17 protein-coding genes, 1 tRNA gene and 1 pseudogene are annotated in these 15764 nt (G+C 65.7%); 12 read left to right on the forward strand and 7 right to left on the reverse strand.

Annotation, left to right across the window (positions count from 1 at the left end; genetic code table 11):
- Positions 1 to 32 precede the first annotated feature (32 nt).
- Entirely contained in the window at positions 33 to 656 is a 624-nt protein-coding gene (locus tag G6N55_RS20545; RefSeq protein ID WP_232078801.1) for a TetR/AcrR family transcriptional regulator, read from the forward strand.
- Here G6N55_RS20545 and G6N55_RS20550 read toward each other — a convergent pair.
- The 3 genes and pseudogenes from G6N55_RS20550 to G6N55_RS29925 form a co-directional block, all read right to left on the reverse strand.
- Positions 643 to 1626, reverse strand: a complete 984-nt coding sequence (locus tag G6N55_RS20550; protein ID WP_085223477.1) for a zinc-dependent alcohol dehydrogenase — start codon at positions 1624 to 1626, stop codon at positions 643 to 645. The genes G6N55_RS20545 and G6N55_RS20550 overlap by 14 nt on opposite strands.
- 73 nt (positions 1627 to 1699) lie before the next feature.
- On the reverse strand, positions 1700 to 1852 hold the full coding sequence (locus G6N55_RS29920; RefSeq protein ID WP_232079117.1) for a hypothetical protein: 153 nt from the start codon (positions 1850 to 1852) through the stop codon (positions 1700 to 1702).
- 12 nt (positions 1853 to 1864) lie between these two features.
- Positions 1865 to 2017: pseudogene (locus G6N55_RS29925) on the reverse strand (sulfotransferase family protein); the annotation flags it as partial.
- A 494-nt stretch (positions 2018 to 2511) separates the two neighbouring features.
- Here G6N55_RS29925 and G6N55_RS20560 point away from each other — a divergent pair.
- Complete coding sequence (locus G6N55_RS20560) at positions 2512 to 3744, forward strand: alkyl sulfatase dimerization domain-containing protein (protein ID WP_085223479.1); 1233 nt, start codon at positions 2512 to 2514, stop codon at positions 3742 to 3744.
- Positions 3734 to 4189 carry a VOC family protein gene (locus tag G6N55_RS20565; protein ID WP_085223481.1) on the forward strand — a complete coding sequence of 152 codons (456 nt, stop codon included), beginning with the start codon at positions 3734 to 3736 and terminating at the stop codon, positions 4187 to 4189. The genes G6N55_RS20560 and G6N55_RS20565 overlap by 11 nt, the downstream gene beginning before the upstream one ends.
- Here G6N55_RS20565 and G6N55_RS20570 read toward each other — a convergent pair.
- Positions 4186 to 5676, reverse strand: a complete 1491-nt coding sequence (locus G6N55_RS20570) for a flavin monoamine oxidase family protein (RefSeq protein ID WP_085223483.1) — start codon at positions 5674 to 5676, stop codon at positions 4186 to 4188. The genes G6N55_RS20565 and G6N55_RS20570 overlap by 4 nt on opposite strands.
- Before the next feature lie 243 nt (positions 5677 to 5919).
- Here G6N55_RS20570 and G6N55_RS20575 point away from each other — a divergent pair, with 243 nt between their 5' ends.
- The 7 genes from G6N55_RS20575 (at position 5920) to G6N55_RS20605 (ending at position 12350) form a co-directional block, all read left to right on the forward strand.
- A complete protein-coding gene (locus G6N55_RS20575; RefSeq protein WP_179968088.1) occupies positions 5920 to 6795 on the forward strand; it encodes an alpha/beta fold hydrolase in 876 nt (291 codons plus the stop codon).
- A 122-nt stretch (positions 6796 to 6917) separates the two neighbouring features.
- A complete protein-coding gene (locus tag G6N55_RS20580; RefSeq protein ID WP_085223948.1) occupies positions 6918 to 7469 on the forward strand; it encodes a nuclear transport factor 2 family protein in 552 nt (183 codons plus the stop codon).
- A gap of 115 nt (positions 7470 to 7584) precedes the next feature.
- Complete coding sequence (locus G6N55_RS20585) at positions 7585 to 8187, forward strand: S1 family peptidase (protein ID WP_085223487.1); 603 nt, start codon at positions 7585 to 7587, stop codon at positions 8185 to 8187.
- A gap of 167 nt (positions 8188 to 8354) precedes the next feature.
- Complete coding sequence (locus G6N55_RS20590; RefSeq protein ID WP_085223489.1) at positions 8355 to 8819, forward strand: lipoprotein LpqH; 465 nt, start codon at positions 8355 to 8357, stop codon at positions 8817 to 8819.
- A 52-nt stretch (positions 8820 to 8871) separates the two neighbouring features.
- Positions 8872 to 9795: an MAP_0585 family protein gene (locus G6N55_RS29495; protein ID WP_179968068.1), complete on the forward strand. Its 924-nt coding sequence runs from the start codon at positions 8872 to 8874 to the stop codon at positions 9793 to 9795.
- A gap of 22 nt (positions 9796 to 9817) precedes the next feature.
- On the forward strand, positions 9818 to 10588 hold the full coding sequence (locus G6N55_RS20600; RefSeq protein WP_085223491.1) for an enoyl-CoA hydratase: 771 nt from the start codon (positions 9818 to 9820) through the stop codon (positions 10586 to 10588).
- Positions 10589 to 10715: 127 nt separating this feature from the next.
- Positions 10716 to 12350 carry a diflavin oxidoreductase gene (locus tag G6N55_RS20605; RefSeq protein WP_085223952.1) on the forward strand — a complete coding sequence of 545 codons (1635 nt, stop codon included), beginning with the start codon at positions 10716 to 10718 and terminating at the stop codon, positions 12348 to 12350.
- 42 nt (positions 12351 to 12392) lie between these two features.
- On the opposite strand, the gene G6N55_RS20610 is transcribed toward G6N55_RS20605, so the two are convergent.
- Complete coding sequence (locus G6N55_RS20610; RefSeq protein ID WP_085223493.1) at positions 12393 to 12707, reverse strand: hypothetical protein; 315 nt, start codon at positions 12705 to 12707, stop codon at positions 12393 to 12395.
- A 330-nt stretch (positions 12708 to 13037) separates the two neighbouring features.
- On the opposite strand from G6N55_RS20610, the gene G6N55_RS20615 reads away from it, so the two are divergent.
- Positions 13038 to 13808, forward strand: coding sequence for a DUF732 domain-containing protein (locus G6N55_RS20615; protein WP_085223495.1), 771 nt, complete (start codon positions 13038 to 13040; stop codon positions 13806 to 13808).
- Positions 13809 to 14028: 220 nt separating this feature from the next.
- Here G6N55_RS20615 and G6N55_RS20620 read toward each other — a convergent pair.
- A tRNA-Thr gene (locus G6N55_RS20620) sits at positions 14029 to 14100 on the reverse strand.
- 28 nt (positions 14101 to 14128) lie between these two features.
- Positions 14129 to 14854, reverse strand: a complete 726-nt coding sequence (locus G6N55_RS20625; protein WP_085223497.1) for a hypothetical protein — start codon at positions 14852 to 14854, stop codon at positions 14129 to 14131.
- A 158-nt stretch (positions 14855 to 15012) separates the two neighbouring features.
- On the opposite strand from G6N55_RS20625, the gene G6N55_RS20630 reads away from it, so the two are divergent.
- Positions 15013 to 15732 (forward strand): response regulator transcription factor, encoded by a 720-nt coding sequence (locus tag G6N55_RS20630; RefSeq protein WP_085223499.1) that lies wholly within the window; start codon positions 15013 to 15015, stop codon positions 15730 to 15732.
- The last annotated feature ends 32 nt before the right edge of the window (positions 15733 to 15764 follow it).

Here is a 15764-nt window from a genome sequence, read left to right on the forward strand (position 1 = left end):
GAAAGCCGAATGCCGATCAGCGGCGGCGCGATTTGTGCGATGCCGCGATCGAGCTGTTGGCCGAAGACGGGGCACGTGGCCTGACTCACCTGCGGGTGGATCGCCGCGCGGGTGTGGCCGACGGGACGACGTCGTTTTACTACCAGACCAGATCGGCGTTGCTGCGTGGCGCGACCGATCGGGTGGTGCAACTCGACGTCGCCGATTTCACGGCGGCGATGAATGAGGCCAAGACCGCCACCGACAACAAGACCGAATCGCTGCTGTCCCGGTTGGCGGAGCAAGCCATGCGCACCGGGGTCGAGCCGGAACGCTCCCGGGCCCGCGCTCGATTCGAGCTCCTGATGGTGGCCGCCCGCGATCCCGAACTCGGCGCCGTGTTCGGCGACCTGATGGACCGATTCGTCGCGATCAGCGAAGAAGCCGTCGCCCAGTTGCAGCCCGCGGATCGACCGCCCGATCGGGAGTTGATCGAAAAGCAGGCCTTCGCCGTCGTCACATTCCTGGGTGGCTTTCTGTTCCGGTTGGCCAACGGCTTGGCGGGGTTGGACAGCGCCGAACAACTGGAGGGCTACCTGCACGGCGTGATCGCCGGGGTGGCAGCGGAGCACGCCCGAATTCCGGGCAAGGGCGGGCGACGCGCTACTCGGGCTTGACGAGAACCCGTCCGTGCGTGCGCGAACCGCGGACGAGATCGAATGCCTCGGTGATGCGGTCCAGCCCCAACGTGGGTCCCACCATGGGCGCCGGGTCAACGGCGCCGCTCGCGAATGCGCTGATGACCGTGCGGAATTCGTCGGGGGTGTAGGCCACCGAGTACCGGATAGTGAGCTCCTTGAGCAAGGCGGTGATCGGCTCGACGGGCATCGGTTCGGCGCACGCGCCGGAGATCACGATGCGCCCCTGCGGGCGCACGGCTGCCTGGCAGGCCCGCAGAAGTTCCGGACGCCCAACGCATTCCACCGCGGCGTCATAGCCGTTTGTGTCGGCATCGGCGACGGAGGCCACCACATCGGTCGCGTCCATGGCGCGCGCGGTTTCCCGTCGCTGCGCGTCGGGGTCGACGGCGGTGACGCGTCGCGCCCCCAGCGCTCGTGCCCACGCGATGGTCGTCAGACCGACGCCGCCGGCGCCGACGACGAGCACGTCCTCGCCGGGAGTCACGTTGGCATTGTGCACACCGTGCAGCCCCACCGCGAACGGCTCGACCAAAGCCGAATAACTGCAGTTTATTTCGCCGGGTAGCACGAACGCGTGTTTGGCGGGCACCGCGGCGAACTCGGCGAATCCGCCCCCATCGGGGCCCATTCCGATATAGCGCGTCGCGGGGCAGTGCGACACCGCGCCCGCCGCGCAGTACCGGCAGTCGCCACACGAGACAACCGGCAGCACAGCAACATTGGTGCCCTGTTGCCAACCGCCGGCGTCCGACCCGACGGCGACGATCTCACCGCCGAGCTCGTGACCCATGATTATCCCGGCCGGCATGAAGGGCTGCGCCTTGATGTCTGATCCGCAGATACCGCATGCCGCTACCCTGATCACCAATTCGCCGGGACCCGGTGTCGGGCAGGGTATTTCGATGATGTCGAAGCCATGATCTTCGGTGGTGACCGCTGCCCGCACCCTCAGACCTCCTCGAGTTCGATGTCGAAGGCCGACAAGTAGTCGGCGAAGACTGCTTCCAGGTCGGAGCGGGTCACGCCGGTTCCGTCCAGCGAGTATGGCGCAACCCCGAAGCGGTCTGCGGGTTTCGTTCCAGCCAGTCGAGCATCCGCCGTTCCGTCGGGGCCGTCAGGGCATCGCCGGCCCACTCGTACAGGGAGCGCATCACGCCGATCGGGTCACGCATCAGGGCGGCATAGTGTAGGTCGAAGAACCGGTCCTCGCCGAGGCGCTCGCGGGCCTGCAGTGGCCGCGCGATGTGTGCATCTAACTGGCGCAACACATTTGACACAACGTCCGACGTATCGACGGGACACCCGAGCACCGCGCGAGACAGGTAATTCAGGCGCAGGAATGAGGCGGTGGTGCAAGGTGCCGGGGGTCGACGGGGGCACCGAGTCCTCGGCCTCCCAGGTCAGCAGCGACCGGCGTTGTGGATCTTGGTCGAGCAGGTAACTCGCCAATGAGGTGCCGGTGCGGGGCAATCCCGGCACGACCAGCGGCCGCTCCACGCGCTCCTCGCTCACCTCGGGGTGTTGCCGCAGGTAATCGACGATGCGCAGGCGGTTCCACAGCGCGGCGACGAACTGGCCGTAGACGAAGTCGCGCCCACCCGCATTGACCCCGGGAGTGGACTCGACCCTGTCGACGAGCAGGCGCAACCCTTCACGCCAGGAGTCGTCGCCGAAGTCGTCGAGCCCGGCGCGTTCGCAGGCGCGGGTGACGAGTTGGTAGGCCGCCGCGGCCGAGTTGACGGGGAGCGTCGTCGCCATAGCGGGTAAGGCTATACGGCCGTAGAGAACAAATGTTAGGTTATCGCCGGAACGATTCCACAGGAGGTCCACGATGGCGCAATCGCTGGATGCGCTCGTCAAGCAGGGCGACGCCGAACAGGATGCGGTGGACCTCGGTGACGGGATCTTCATGTCCCGCAACATCGCCAACAGCTATCTGGTGACGACGGCCGACGGGGACGTGCTGATCAACACCGGCACCGATTTCGAGGCGAACACGATCAAGGCGCGGTTCGCCAGGGTCAGCGCTACCCCGCTGCGCGCCATCACCTTCACCCAGGGTCATCCCGACCACGTCGGCGGCTGGGACCTGTTCAACACGGCCGGGGTGGAGACGATCGCGCAGGCCAATCACCCGGACGTGCGCGAGTACTGGCGAGGTCTGCATCCGTTCTATGCGCGGCGCATCATGGCGCTCTGGGGCGCGTTCATGGATGTCGACGCGCTCGCGATGCAGCTTCCCCCGGACCCCGTCCTCACCACCTCCTTCATCGACAGCCACGCGTTCGAGCTCGGCGGACGGAAATTCGAGCTGTACTCGACCCCGGGCGGCGAGACCACCGACGCCCTCGTGGTGTGGATGCCCGAGCATCGCACCGTATTCATCGGCAACCTGATGGGACCGTTCTTCGGTCACGTCCCGAATCTGTACACCCTGCGGGGCGACAAGATTCGTAGCGCGATGAGCTTCCTCCACTCGCTGGACCGGGTCCTCGCGCTGGCCCCCGAGACTCTGATCAACGGACACGACGTCGTCCGTGGGGCCGACGAGATACGGCAGACCATGACCAGGGTGCGTGACGCCACGGCGTACCTGCGCGACGCGACGATCGACGGAATGAACGCGGGCCGCGACCTGTGGACGCTGATGCGCGAAATCACGCTTCCGCCCGAGCTGGCGCTGCCCCAGGTACACGGGAAGGTCCCCTGGATCGTGCGCGCGATCTGGGAGGAGCACGTCGGGTGGTTCCGCTACGAGTCCACCACCGAGCTCTACGCCACCCCACCGTCGGCGGTGTGGCAAGACATCGTCGAATTGGCCGGTGGCACCGGCCCACTCATTGACCGCGCGCACGGCCATCTCGAGCAGGGGCGGGCGCTGGAGGCGCTGCATCTCACCGATATCGTGCTGGCTCATTCACCCGAAGAGCCCGCGGCATTGCGGGTGAGACAGCGGGCGCTCGGGCGGGTGTTGGAGGACAGCGGCCGCGAGAACTTCAGCGAGGTGCAGTGGCTCGAACAAGCGATCAAGGCTGCCGCGACGGAGGATTCGAATGAAGCCTGAAAACCTCTACCACACCGGCATTGTCGTCGACGACCTCGACGCAACCCTGGACTGGCTCACCAAGATCGCAGGCTACCGGTGGACGGATGTCGTCGAGGTGGACCAGGTGGCCCAGACGCCCGACGGCGAGATCACCATTGCGATGCGGATGGTGTATTCGGGCAACACGCCGAGATTGGAGATCCTGCAGGCGGTTGCGGGCACGGTCTGGGTTCCGGCGGAGTCGGGTGTGCACCATGTCGGCTACTGGTCCGACGACGTCGAGGCGGATCTCGCGGCACTGGAAGCCAACGGCGCAAGCTTCGAGGTGAAGTCGTATAACCCGGACGGATCCGGGACGTTGCTGTGGGCCTACTGCAAGGCCGCTACCGGGCCCCGCATCGAGCTGGTCGGCCGCGCGATGGAACCGTTCATCGAATACTGGTGGAACACCGCCGGAACCTAGTCCGCGGCAAGGATTTCGGCGGCTGCCCGCTCGCCGGATTGGGCCGCGCCGCTGACGCAGTGATACGAGTACGTGGACGTATCGACACCCGCCCAGTGCACGCGTCCAACCGGCTCGCGTACCGCCGGGCCGAATCCGGACCCCGTCCAGACTCCAGGCCCCATGCAACCGGCGAAATCCCCGCGCGTCCATTCGTCCTTCGACCAGTTGAACTCGAAGTAAGAATCGGGCTCCGGGTTCTGCGGCAGGACCGCGGGGAACGTGATCCGTTCGCAGAGCTGCGCGCCATCCGCTCCGAAGCGATGCGACATTTCCTTCAGCACTTGCGCTTTGCGCTGCGCCCGGGTCAGGCGGTTGAAGTCGCGCGCCTTGTCGCCGGCGATGAAAACGCTCATCAGCCCGGGCTTGTCGCTGGTCTCGTCGAATGCGCTTTCCCGCGCATTGGGGCTGTAATCGCCGGCGTAGATGGAGATCGATTCACCGACCAGCCCGCGCTTGCGCCAGAACGCCTCGTCGTAAACGAGCCAGATCTTCCAGAACGAACCCGTGGGCACCCGGTGCTGCAATTGCGCGCGGTCCGGCGGCAATATCGGATTGAAACCGATGAAGTTCGTCATCGAGATATTCGTCGCGACGATGACGCGGCTAGCCCGTACGCTGACGTTCTCCGCGCTGACGGTGACTCCGCTTGTGTCCTGGGCGATCTGGCGGACCGGTGACCCCGTGTGGACGCTATCCTGACCCAACTTGGCGACGACCCGATCGGCTATCTGTCGCATTCCGCCGCGGACGCGATATTGCTGCGCTTGTCCCGGGGCCTGGCCGCTCAAGTTGAACAGCTTGCTGCGGTAGGTCTTGAGCACGAAAAGCCAATGCAGCAACGAACATGCACCGAGCTCGACACCCGTGTATCCGACGATCGCGGCGCCCAGGAGCGCTTTTGCGTCCTTGCTGATGATGTTCAGGTCGAACCACGACTGTACGGTCATCTGGTCGGCCTCGCGCGTGGTGCCGGGACCCAGACTGGCGGTGAACGGAAACTTGATGTCGTCCCACGGCGCCTCGGGATTGACGGCCTCCGACATCTTTTCCATGCTCAGGATGGCTTTGCCCAAATCCAATTTCGCGGGCATGGAAATCGGGGGCAATGCTTTGAGCGGGTTGGAATCGTGGGCGTCGTACTCGTGGACCTTGTTCGAGGAGTCCACGAATATCGTCTTGCCTTGGTCGTATTGCGCATAGACCTCGACGTCGAGTTCGTCCATCAGCCGCCGGACGTCGGGCTGCGCGTCGGCGTCGGCCACCCACTGCCCGCCGATCTCGAACAAGGTGCCGTCCGAGAGCTGTGCGCTCCAGGTCCGACCGCCGATACGAGGCGAGGCCTCAAGCACCGTCACGGAGTGGCCTGCTTGATGAAGGCGGTAGGCAGCGGTGAGCCCCGCGTATCCGGCGCCGACGACGCAGAAATCGGATTCAAGTGCAGACATCGCTGACCTCCTGGCCACTGAAGGCTCGACCGGAAAACTGTACGCCGACCAGTTGGTTAGCGGGTGAAGTTCGCGAGTGCTCCCGGCAAACGCTGACGTGGGCGTAAACGCGCCGATCCGACGCGTCGCGAATTTGCCGGAAGCCCCGTGGGAAGAGGCGTTGCGCGGCCGGTCAAGTGCTTTCGCGGCGAACACGATTCCCCAAGTGGCAACGAGTTAGCGAGGTCGTCTTACGATCTCTTGATGACGACGGCTCCTGAACAGTTCTCCACCTCGGGGAGGGGTGGCATTCGTATTGCCGCTGACCGCCAGGGCGATCCGCATTCGCGGGCCGTGGTGTTCCTGCACGGCGGCGGGCAGACCCGGCGCTCCTGGGGCCGCGCGGCTGCCGCGGTTGCCAAGCGTGGCTGGCAAGCCGTCACGATCGATTTGCGGGGTCACGGCGAGTCGGACTGGTCCAGCGAAGGCGACTATCGCGTCGTCAGCTTTGCCGCCGATGTCCAAGAGGTGCTGCGGGGCCTGCCGCCGAAGCCCGTGCTGGTGGGCGCCTCGCTGGGTGGGTTCACCTCGATGCTGCTGGCCGGGGAGATCTCGCCCGGCATCGCCAGTGCCGTCGTCCTCGTCGACATCGTGCCCAACATGGAGCAATCGGGGGCGAATCGCATCCACACCTTCATGGCCGACCGGGTGGAGTCCGGATTCGCGTCGCTGGAAGAAGTCGCCGACGCGATCGCCGAATACAACCCCCACCGGCCCCGGCCAACCGATCTCGAAGGCCTGACCACCAACCTGCGCCGTCGCGGGGACCGTTGGTATTGGCATTGGGATCCCCAATTCATCAGTGGCACTGCGGCTTTCCCGCCATTCGAGGTCACCGACGCCGATCGCATGCACACCGCCGTCGAGGCGATCCTGCACAGTGGTGTGCCCATGCTGCTGATTCGTGGCCAAGTGAGCGATCTGGTCAGCCAGGAGCGCGCTGACGAATTTCTCGCGCGGTTTCCCGAGGTCGAGTTCACCGACGTGCATGGCGCCGGGCACATGGTCGCCGGTGATCGCAACGACGTTTTCGCCGGTGCCGTCCTGGATTTCCTGTCCCGCCACGTCGACGCGGGATAACGTCGCCGCCGCTTGAGAAGTGCGGCCATTGCGGACGGCCCGTCGTGATCCCTAATATTTGTTCCGACCCGACACCGCCGCCGGCGCAACGAGATCGTCGGCACAACCGAATGGGATGGCCGATGACGACCGACTCCGAACTGCGTGACCGGGTGGCCCGCCTAGAAGCCCGGGCCGAGATCTTCGACTGCGTACAGCGCTACGCGAGGGGCATCGATCGACGCGATCGGGAGCTACTGCGCTCGGCCTATCACGACGACGCGGTCGACGACCACGTCGGATTCGTCGGCCCCGTCGAGGATTTCATCGATTGGGCGTTGGCTTACCACTCCACGCAGCCGCGGCATCAGCACTACCTGCTCAACCACACCGCGGAGGTCGACGGCGACGAGGCGCACGCCGAGACCTACTACCTGTTCGTCGGGACCGATCGCGAGCCGGCCAACCACATGACCATCTCCGGCGGCCGCTACCTGGATCGGATGGAGCGACGCGACGGACGCTGGGCGATCGTCGACCGAGTGTGCGTCGCCGAGTGGATCGCCGACTCGACGAACCTGATCAGCGACGAAGTCCTGGCGCTGCTCACCGGCATCAAGGGCGCGGCGCACGACCGCAGCGACCCGTCCTATGACCGCCCACTGTCGGCGACCCGGGCCGCCGCAAACTCGTAACGGCGGCCCCCCTCTGACCAGCGACGAGCCGCTTTCGGCTGGTAGCATCCTGGCCCGACAAGAGGAGAGCGGCGTGGGTAAAGCGCGGTTGCGGGGGTTGGTTCTGTTCGTTGCCATGCCGATGGCGGCGACGATGTTCGCGAATACGGCTGCGGCAGAGGCGCCGCCGACGCCGGGCGTACAGCTCGAAGATGAAAGCGGAAGGTGTACAGCGGGTTTCGCGGCCCAGGGCGATGACGGCGGCTACTACTTGCTGACCAGTGGGCACTGCGACGCACACGACGGTTCGATATGGACCTACGGCCCGAGCATCCCGCTCGGGCCGATCACCGCCAGTGAGAAAGAAGGCGACAAGCGCGACGCCGCCATCATCCGCCTCAACCCCGCTGTCGGTGTGCCATCCGGTGGCGTCGGCGGTCTGACGGTGCGAGATGTGTTGGGCAGCAACCAGCTTAAGGTGGGTACGCCCTTCTGCAAGCTGGGGGCGGTTACCGGGGAGACCTGCGGCACGATCACCAAGATCGAAGGCGACGTGGTCGAAGCCAGCGTGTTCAGTCTGGGCGGCGACAGTGGCAGTCCCGGTTACGTCGAGAACGACGACGGCAGCGTGAGTGCGGTCGGCATCTTGATGTCCTCACCGGAGGGTGACGACAACACCACCTACTTCACCCTCGTGCAGCCGCTGCTGGGTAAGTGGGGAATCCACATCCTGCCCTGACGGGTGCCAAGTCATCGGTCGTCGAGAATTACGGTTTCGCCGCGCTTGGTAGTGGGTACAAGCCGGTCCGGTGTCTTGCGTACGGACCCGCCCTGCCCGGTAGGGTCCGTAGGGGTTGACAGCGCGAACGTGAAGGTAGCGGCACCAGCAACACGAAGGAGTGGGCGGTGAAACGTGGGATCGTGATCGGCGCGGCCGGCGTGGCCATGGTGGTCGCAAGCTGTGTCGGCTGTTCGAGCAACAAGTCCAACACCGGGGCATCGAGTACCGCGGCGGCACCGGCCGGCCCACAGGTCATCGTGGACGGCCAGAAGCAGAACGTGACCGGAGGGGTCACGTGCACGCCGGCCGGCGACAACATCAACATCGGCATCGGCGATGCCTCCGCCGGCGTCGGCGCGGTGATCAGCAACGCCAACCCGCCGATCGTCCATGCGGTCGGGCTGGGCAACGTCAACGGCATCGCGTTCGGTTATTCCGATGCCGCGCCGAACCAGGCCAGCAATGCCGGGGCCGCGGTGGACGGCAAGACGTACGCGATCAAGGGCACCGCGACCGGGACCGACATGACGAACCCGGATCAGCCGCAGACGATAACCAAGCCTTTCGAGATGGACCTGACCTGCCCGTAGCGCGGGCCAACGATGACGTCGTCGGGGCCGAAACCCCAGAGGGGACGCAGCTATGTCTAAGAAGCGTGTCAGCGCGATAGCGCTCGCGGCGGGGCTCAGTATCTCGGCGTTGAACCCGGGATTCGCGAGCGCCTTCCCACTCGACCCGCCGCCGCCGTGCCCGGGCGGCAACTGCCACGGTGGCCCCGGCGGCGGACCGCACAGCCCGGAGGCGCCGGCAACCTCTGCCGCGCCGGCATCCACGGCCGCTCCGCAGACCACCGCCGCACCGCAGACGACGGCCGCCCCACAGACCACGGCCGCACCGCAGACCACCGAGCAGCCGAGTCCGCAAACCACCGCGCCCCAAACAACCGCGAGTGCGCCGACCACGACCGCGCCGGCCACGCAAACCACGACGCCGCCGGCGACCCAAACGACGACTCCGGCCGAACAGACCACGACTCCGCCGAGCGCCCTCACGACGACGCCGGCTGAACGAACCACCACGGCCCCGAGTGCGCAAACCACGACGCCGGCGGGCGGCCAAACCACCTCGCCGTCCGGACAGCGGCCCACTCGCACCGTGGTGGCGCCGAGCACTCAACCACCGCACGAGCCCTACCAGCCGCGTGGCACCTACCTGACGGCCACCGCCGAGATCGGCGGTCCGATGGACTCGTCCGTCGGGTTCAGCATTGTCGGCCACGGGGCACCGCCTCCGCCGCCGCCGCGGGGCTGGGGCTGGAATGACGGCCCGCCTCCGGGCCACCCGCCGCCACATTGGCAAGGCCCGCCGCCTCCGGGTGGCTGGGACGGGCCACCGCCTCCCGGGGGCTGGAACCGCCCGTGGGCCGGGCCGCCGCGTGACGTGGTGTACGCCCGCTCCAACTTCTCGCCGTTCGCCTACGACACCTTCACCGTCGTTCCGGTCTTCAACTGGCAGTTCGGCGGTTGGGGTTACTGGTTCTTCGGTGTGTGGATCCCGCTGTACTGACGACCACAGCGAAATCCCTTAGTTGCAAGGACGATTCGTCAAGCTGGGCCGCGATGGCGGCCTGGTCACCGTCGAGCTGATCAATTCCAAGACGCTCAACATCTTGGGTAGCGGGGCAATCGAGGAACTGACCCAAGCGTTCCGCGCGATCGGTCGCGACAACGACGTCCGGGTCGTGGTGTTGCGCGGAGCGGGTGAGAAGGCATTCATCGGTGGCGCCGACATCAACGAGATGGTGGACCTGGACCGGTCCACCGGCGAGGTTTTCATCCGCCGCCTCGCGGGCTTGTGTGAGGCGATTCGCGAATGCCCGGTGCCGGTCGTCGCCCGGCTCGCGGGTTGGTGTCTCGGCGGCGGCCTGGAGGTCGCGATCTCCTGTGACCTGCGGATCGCGGAGTCGGGGGCCAAATTCGGCATGCCGGAAGTGGCCGTCGGAATTCCATCGGTCATCCATTCGGCCCTCTTGCCCGCGCTGATCGGGGCCTCGCACGCCGGCTGGCTGTTGCTGACCGGCGAGACGATCGACGCCGAAACCGCGGCGGGCTGGGGACTTGTCCACGAGGTCGTCGCCCCCGAAGAACTCGACCGCCGCATCGCCGAACTCACCGCGAAACTTGCCGGATTCGGCACGTCCGCGGTCCGTCAACAAAAGCGCCTACTCAACAATTGGTTCGACATGACCGTTCACGGGGCGATCGAAGACAGCGTCGAGCAGTTCGGTCTGGCCTTCCTGACGGGGGAGCCGCAGCAGCACATGCGGGCGTTCCTCTCGCGTAAACGCGACAAGAGTTAGTCCGGCGTTCGCCGGCCGCGGTTGTGTGCCGCGGCCAGGGTCCTTGCAGCTCTCGTTTCAAAAAACTAAGGTAAGCCTAAGCTTATGGGGACGATGAGTCTCGCGCGCGATGACAACGGGAGCGATCATGACTTCTCAACCAGACTTCTCGCTGGTTGTCGGTTACGGCAGTGACATGGGTAATGCCGAGGATGCCGCCATGACGTTCGCCGAAGCCGTCGAAGAGTCCCTCAGCATCAGCGTCACCGCCATCGAACTCAACCAGGTCGAGCCTGCCGATCTGCAATCGGTGACGCACTTCGTCGTCGTGTGTTCGACGTGGGGCGAGGGCGAGTTCCCGGATAACGCCTCCCTGTTCTGGGAGGCGATCAGCGCCGAGGGGGCCGACCGGCTCGAGCATTTGAAATTCGCGGTGCTTGCCCTCGGCGATACCGGATACGAGCAGTTCTGCAACGCCGGGCGGCTTCTCGACGCGCAACTGGAAGCCCTGGGCGGCGTCCGTCTGATGGACCGCGTCGATGTCGACGGCGTCTATGTGGCCGAGGCCGAGGCGTGGACGAACGATCTCGTCAAGCTGCTGGTGGCCGGCCGCACCGATGCTGCCCCCGCGGTGGTCGTCAGCGCCCCGGAGGTGCTCCCGTCCGACAACGCCGAACAGGCACGCCGCGATCGCAGTCAACCGCTCTTCGATGCGCGCATCGTGGTCAACCGAGTGCTCACCACCACCGAGTCCGACAAGGAGGTCCGCCATTACGAGGTGGACCTCGCCGGTTCCGGGATCGCTTACCACGCAGGCGATTCCATCGCGGTGCATGCCAGCAACGATCCGATCCTCGTCGACGCCATCCTGAGCGAGCTCGGCGTGGGCGCCGACCACGCCGTCATCGGCTATGACGAGCGACTCGGCGCGTTGCTCACCGACCACCTCGAGATCCGGACGCCGTCGCGAGTGCTACAGACCTTGGTCGCCTCCCGAACTCCGGACGCGGCCGGCGCGCTGGGCCCCGAAGCCGTTGCCGGGCCGGGCTCTTGGTGGTACGGCAAGGACGTGCTCGACCTGATCAGGCTGGGCGAGCTGACCGTCGATGAAGTCGTCGACACCCTGCGCCCACTTCAGTCGCGCGACTATTCGATCGCGTCGAGCCCGCTGGTGCATCCCGACCAGGTGCACCTGACGGTGGCGTCGGTGCGCTACACGGTCGGGGATCGCCGGCATGGCGGCGTGGCTTCGACGTTCTTGGCGGACCGCGGTGACACAGTACGGGTTCACTTGCGGCCCAACCATTCCTTCCGCCTGCCCGCGGCCGATGTGCCCATCATCATGATCGGTCCGGGGACCGGCATTGCACCGTTTCGCGGCTTCCTGCAGGAACGGCAGGCCATCGGCGCGCCGGGCCGCTCGTGGCTGTTCTTCGGGGACCGAAGGCGCGGCTGCGATTACCTCTACGGCGACGAACTCGACGCCTTCGTCAAGTCCGGCGCGCTCACCCGGCTCGACTGCGCGTTCTCCCGCGACGGAGCGGCCGGAGACCCGAAACAGTATGTCCAGCACCGCATGTGGGAGAAATCAGCGGAGATCTTCAGCTGGCTACAGGACGGCGCATACGTGTACGTGTGCGGCGACGCCGAGCGAATGGCCAAGGACGTCGACGCGGCGCTGCGCGGCATTGTTGCCCGCGGCGGCGGAATGGACGACGCCGCCGCGCATGCGTATGTCAACGAGCTGATGAAGAACCATCGCTATCTGCGCGACGTTTACTGATCAGTCGCCGCCGACCGCCTGAATGCGTGCCCCCGAAGGTGATCAGCTCGCGTTGAGCGTCGGACAGTCCTGGTAGCGCGCCGCATCGATGAATGCATCGGCACGTTCGGCGGCCTCGTCGTCATCCACCCCGGTCAGGTCCGTGTTGTTGGCCTTTTCGGCCGTACTGACGATCTGCTGGCGTGTCCAGCCCTGCGCCAGAGCGACGCATATGGTCTTTTCCGTCTGATTTCTGTGGTTCGGCCAGTCGGGCAGGAAGTTAATCTGATCGGCGTGGGCGCTGGCGAGTGCGTCAGGCATTGCGGCCAGGCCAATTAGCGGAATCATTAGCGCCATTCCTGAGAGCAATTTCTTCATGGCCGCCGACCGTACGCGTGTTAACCGAGAGTTTGCTGTGTTGTCACTGAGTGGCCACCTGCTTTGTTTCCTTGAAAAGCGTCGGCACGGGAAAATGACAGCGTTCGCCGTTTACTATGGTGAATGTCGCTGCCCGCGAAGGCCGTTCGGCGAAATAGAAATCCAGTTGTTGAGTTCGCGGAGTCGGGCAAATTTTCGTGTGGACCCAACCGGGGTCGTAGTGCTGGATCGCTGTGACGATCATCGCGCGGCCGGCCGAAACGCAACCGTGGTGTACGACGCAATCCGCCGGTGTTGACCGGGACTTGTGACGCTCGCAAACTGGATGATGTGCGCGACCGCGAGACGATCGAATCAGAATTGCGGCGGATCGCTGCGCAGGGCCGTCAGCCGTCGTCGCGAGAGGCCGACGAGCTGCTCGACGAGCTCTTGGCGCACAGCTCGGGGGGCCCTCACACCGTCCCGGTGACGCCGGGCGAAAACGAGCTGTTTGTCCCCGACACGTGGTTGCACGACACCACCACCCGCACGAAGCCGCGCCCGCGCACTGGTGTGCTGCGCCGCTTCGGCCTCGTCGCGGCGTTGCCGCTGTCGCTGATCGCGATCGTTGCCGCGGTGGTGGTGATGTTGGCTGTCCGCCACCAGGATTCTTCGGCGCAGTCGGCGCAGGAGCAACCGACGGAAGCCTCGCCGCCACCCAAGCCATTGGCACCGCACGCACCCGTTCCGCGGGCCAACATTGCTGACGCGGCGCTCGTCGATGCGTTGAAGCACGAAGGTGTGCCGGTTCCGAGCCAGGAATACGTGACGACCCAAGGGCACGCGGTCTGCGACTTCCTGGCGCAGCCACGCACTTTCGCGGATGCGGTCGGATTCGTCCAGCGATCGTCGATATGGGACGCCACTCAAAGCGCCGACGTCACCGCGGGCGCCATCGTCGCGTACTGCCCGCAGTCGCGACCTTCCATGGCCGACCAGATGCAGCCGGCCTATCAGAACACGCTGTCTGATCTGCAGGCCATCGAAGGGAAACTGCAAGGCATCCAAGACGATCTGCACGGTATCCAGGGAGGTCTGGACGGCCTGCCGGGCCATCCGTAAACCGGGGGACGGGCCCGACTATCGCGATCTGCATCCCACCATCGATACCGGCATCGCGAAAATGCCCAATCTGTCCGATCGCCGCACACACTCGCCGAACATCGCTGTGTCAAGGTAAACAGGGCCCCAGCAGGATAAAGAAATTTCGCCTCGGCTAGAGCCAAGCCCCACTGCTCGGCAAATAGGCCCTCTACCAGCACCGACGGGGACCGAAAGTCGGAGCCCCCTGTCAGGATTGAACTGACGACCGCTCGCTTACAAGGCGAGTGCTCTACCACTGAGCTAAGGAGGCCGGGTAAATCGGCTGCAAGCTTAGCCGTTCAGGAGTCGCCCTCGATGATGCGTTGCGAGGGCACCGGACGTGACGACACTGGGCGACGGGGTCGCCGGCCGGGCAGCGGGATCCGCTCGGCGATGTTGCTCAGCGGGTTGACGACCATGGTCAGCGCATTGACGGCGTCCTGCAGCGTGGCGATGGCCGGCTCGAGCGCTTCCATCCCCGGCGTCAACCGGGCGAGAGTGTCGGCGACGTCGGCAAGCTGCTCCAGCGGACCATGTTTGGCGGTCAGCTTGTCGATCAGGCCGCCCTCGGACAGCAGCCGGTCGGCCAGCCCGTCCTCGGACAGCACCCGTTCGATCAAGCCGTCCTCCGAGAGCAGCTGATCGGCGAGCCCGCCCCGCTGCAGCGCCCGGTGCAGGCCACCGCCCTCCGCGGTCAGGCGATCGACGAGGCCGTCCTCCGACATCAACAGGTCGACCACCCCGCCCGGTCGCAGCAGCCGGTCCAGCGGCCCGTCGGGCGCCATCGCGCGTCCCAGCGGCGCGTCCTCGTCCATCAGTCGCGCCAGCCGATTAGCGCGGGTGATCGCGTCGTCGAGTCCGAGCATGGATGTCATGGCGTTTGTCCCGCGAGTTCCACCTTCGCCGAGCCCTCGCTTCGCCACTCCGACGGCCGCGCTGGCGAGGGTCAAGCTCGCTTCAGCAGCCGCCAGGCCGACCCGTGCGGGCGCGGTCGCGGCGGAGACGATGCTCTTGGCGAGATCCATGGTCCGAGTCTAGGCACGACGCGCGCCTAAAAACCGGGTACCGGTCCAAGCCGATGCGATGATTTCTGGCAGACTGCTGGCAGAAGCTTGGTACCGAGCTCACAGGAATCGCACAATCATTGCGTAGGCAACGTTCAAGCAAGGACGGAACGGACCAGATGACAGCGGCAACCCAAGGCGACACCAAACCGGAAGCGCGCGTCCTCGTCGTTGACGACGAGGTCAACATCGTCGAACTGCTTTCGGTGAGTCTCAAGTTCCAGGGCTTCGAGGTTTCCACCGCGACCAATGGAGCCCAAGCGCTGGACCGCGCGCGGGAAAAGCGGCCCGACGCGGTGATTCTCGACGTGATGATGCCCGGGATGGACGGCTTCGGCGTGCTGCGTCGGCTGCGGGCCGACGGCATCGATGCCCCGGCGTTGTTCCTGACGGCGCGCGACTCCCTGCAGGACAAGATCGCGGGTCTGACCCTGGGCGGCGACGACTATGTGACCAAGCCGTTCAGTTTGGAAGAGGTCGTGGCCCGGCTGCGGGTCATCTTGCGGCGCGCGGGCAAGGGAAGTGCCGAAAGGCATAACGCCCGACTGACTTTCGCCGATATCGAGCTCGACGAAGAAACCCACGAAGTGTGGAAGGCCGGCGAACCGGTGTCGTTGTCACCGACCGAATTCACGCTGCTGCGCTACTTCGTGATCAATGCGGGCACCGTGCTGAGCAAGCCGAAAATCCTTGACCACGTTTGGCGTTACGATTTCGGCGGCGACGTCAATGTGGTCGAGTCCTATGTGTCGTATCTGCGTCGCAAGATCGATACCGGCGAGAAGCGGCTGCTGCATACCCTGCGCGGGGTGGGCTATGTTCTTCGGGAGCCGCGCTGAGCGCGCGCTCGGCCATTCGGCGAAAGTAGCGA

This window comes from Mycobacterium florentinum (assembly GCF_010730355.1).
Classification (GTDB): domain Bacteria; phylum Actinomycetota; class Actinomycetes; order Mycobacteriales; family Mycobacteriaceae; genus Mycobacterium; species Mycobacterium florentinum.

What these genes read in the sequence shown, in the direction of transcription:
- G6N55_RS29920 (WP_232079117.1), bottom strand. Translation starts at nt 1,852, where the DNA reads ATGCGTGACCCGATCGGCGTGATGCGCTCCCTGTACGAGTGGGCCGGC.
- G6N55_RS20560 (WP_085223479.1), top strand. Translation starts at nt 2,512, where the DNA reads ATGGCGCAATCGCTGGATGCGCTCGTCAAGCAGGGCGACGCCGAACAG.
- G6N55_RS20565 (WP_085223481.1), top strand. Translation starts at nt 3,734, where the DNA reads ATGAAGCCTGAAAACCTCTACCACACCGGCATTGTCGTCGACGACCTC.
- G6N55_RS20570 (WP_085223483.1), bottom strand. Translation starts at nt 5,676, where the DNA reads ATGTCTGCACTTGAATCCGATTTCTGCGTCGTCGGCGCCGGATACGCG.
- G6N55_RS20575 (WP_179968088.1), top strand. Translation starts at nt 5,920, where the DNA reads ATGACGACGGCTCCTGAACAGTTCTCCACCTCGGGGAGGGGTGGCATT.
- G6N55_RS20580 (WP_085223948.1), top strand. Translation starts at nt 6,918, where the DNA reads ATGACGACCGACTCCGAACTGCGTGACCGGGTGGCCCGCCTAGAAGCC.
- G6N55_RS20585 (WP_085223487.1), top strand. Translation starts at nt 7,585, where the DNA reads ATGCCGATGGCGGCGACGATGTTCGCGAATACGGCTGCGGCAGAGGCG.
- G6N55_RS29495 (WP_179968068.1), top strand. Translation starts at nt 8,872, where the DNA reads ATGTCTAAGAAGCGTGTCAGCGCGATAGCGCTCGCGGCGGGGCTCAGT.
- G6N55_RS20605 (WP_085223952.1), top strand. Translation starts at nt 10,716, where the DNA reads ATGACTTCTCAACCAGACTTCTCGCTGGTTGTCGGTTACGGCAGTGAC.
- G6N55_RS20610 (WP_085223493.1), bottom strand. Translation starts at nt 12,707, where the DNA reads ATGAAGAAATTGCTCTCAGGAATGGCGCTAATGATTCCGCTAATTGGC.
- G6N55_RS20625 (WP_085223497.1), bottom strand. Translation starts at nt 14,854, where the DNA reads ATGGATCTCGCCAAGAGCATCGTCTCCGCCGCGACCGCGCCCGCACGG.
- G6N55_RS20630 (WP_085223499.1), top strand. Translation starts at nt 15,013, where the DNA reads ATGACAGCGGCAACCCAAGGCGACACCAAACCGGAAGCGCGCGTCCTC.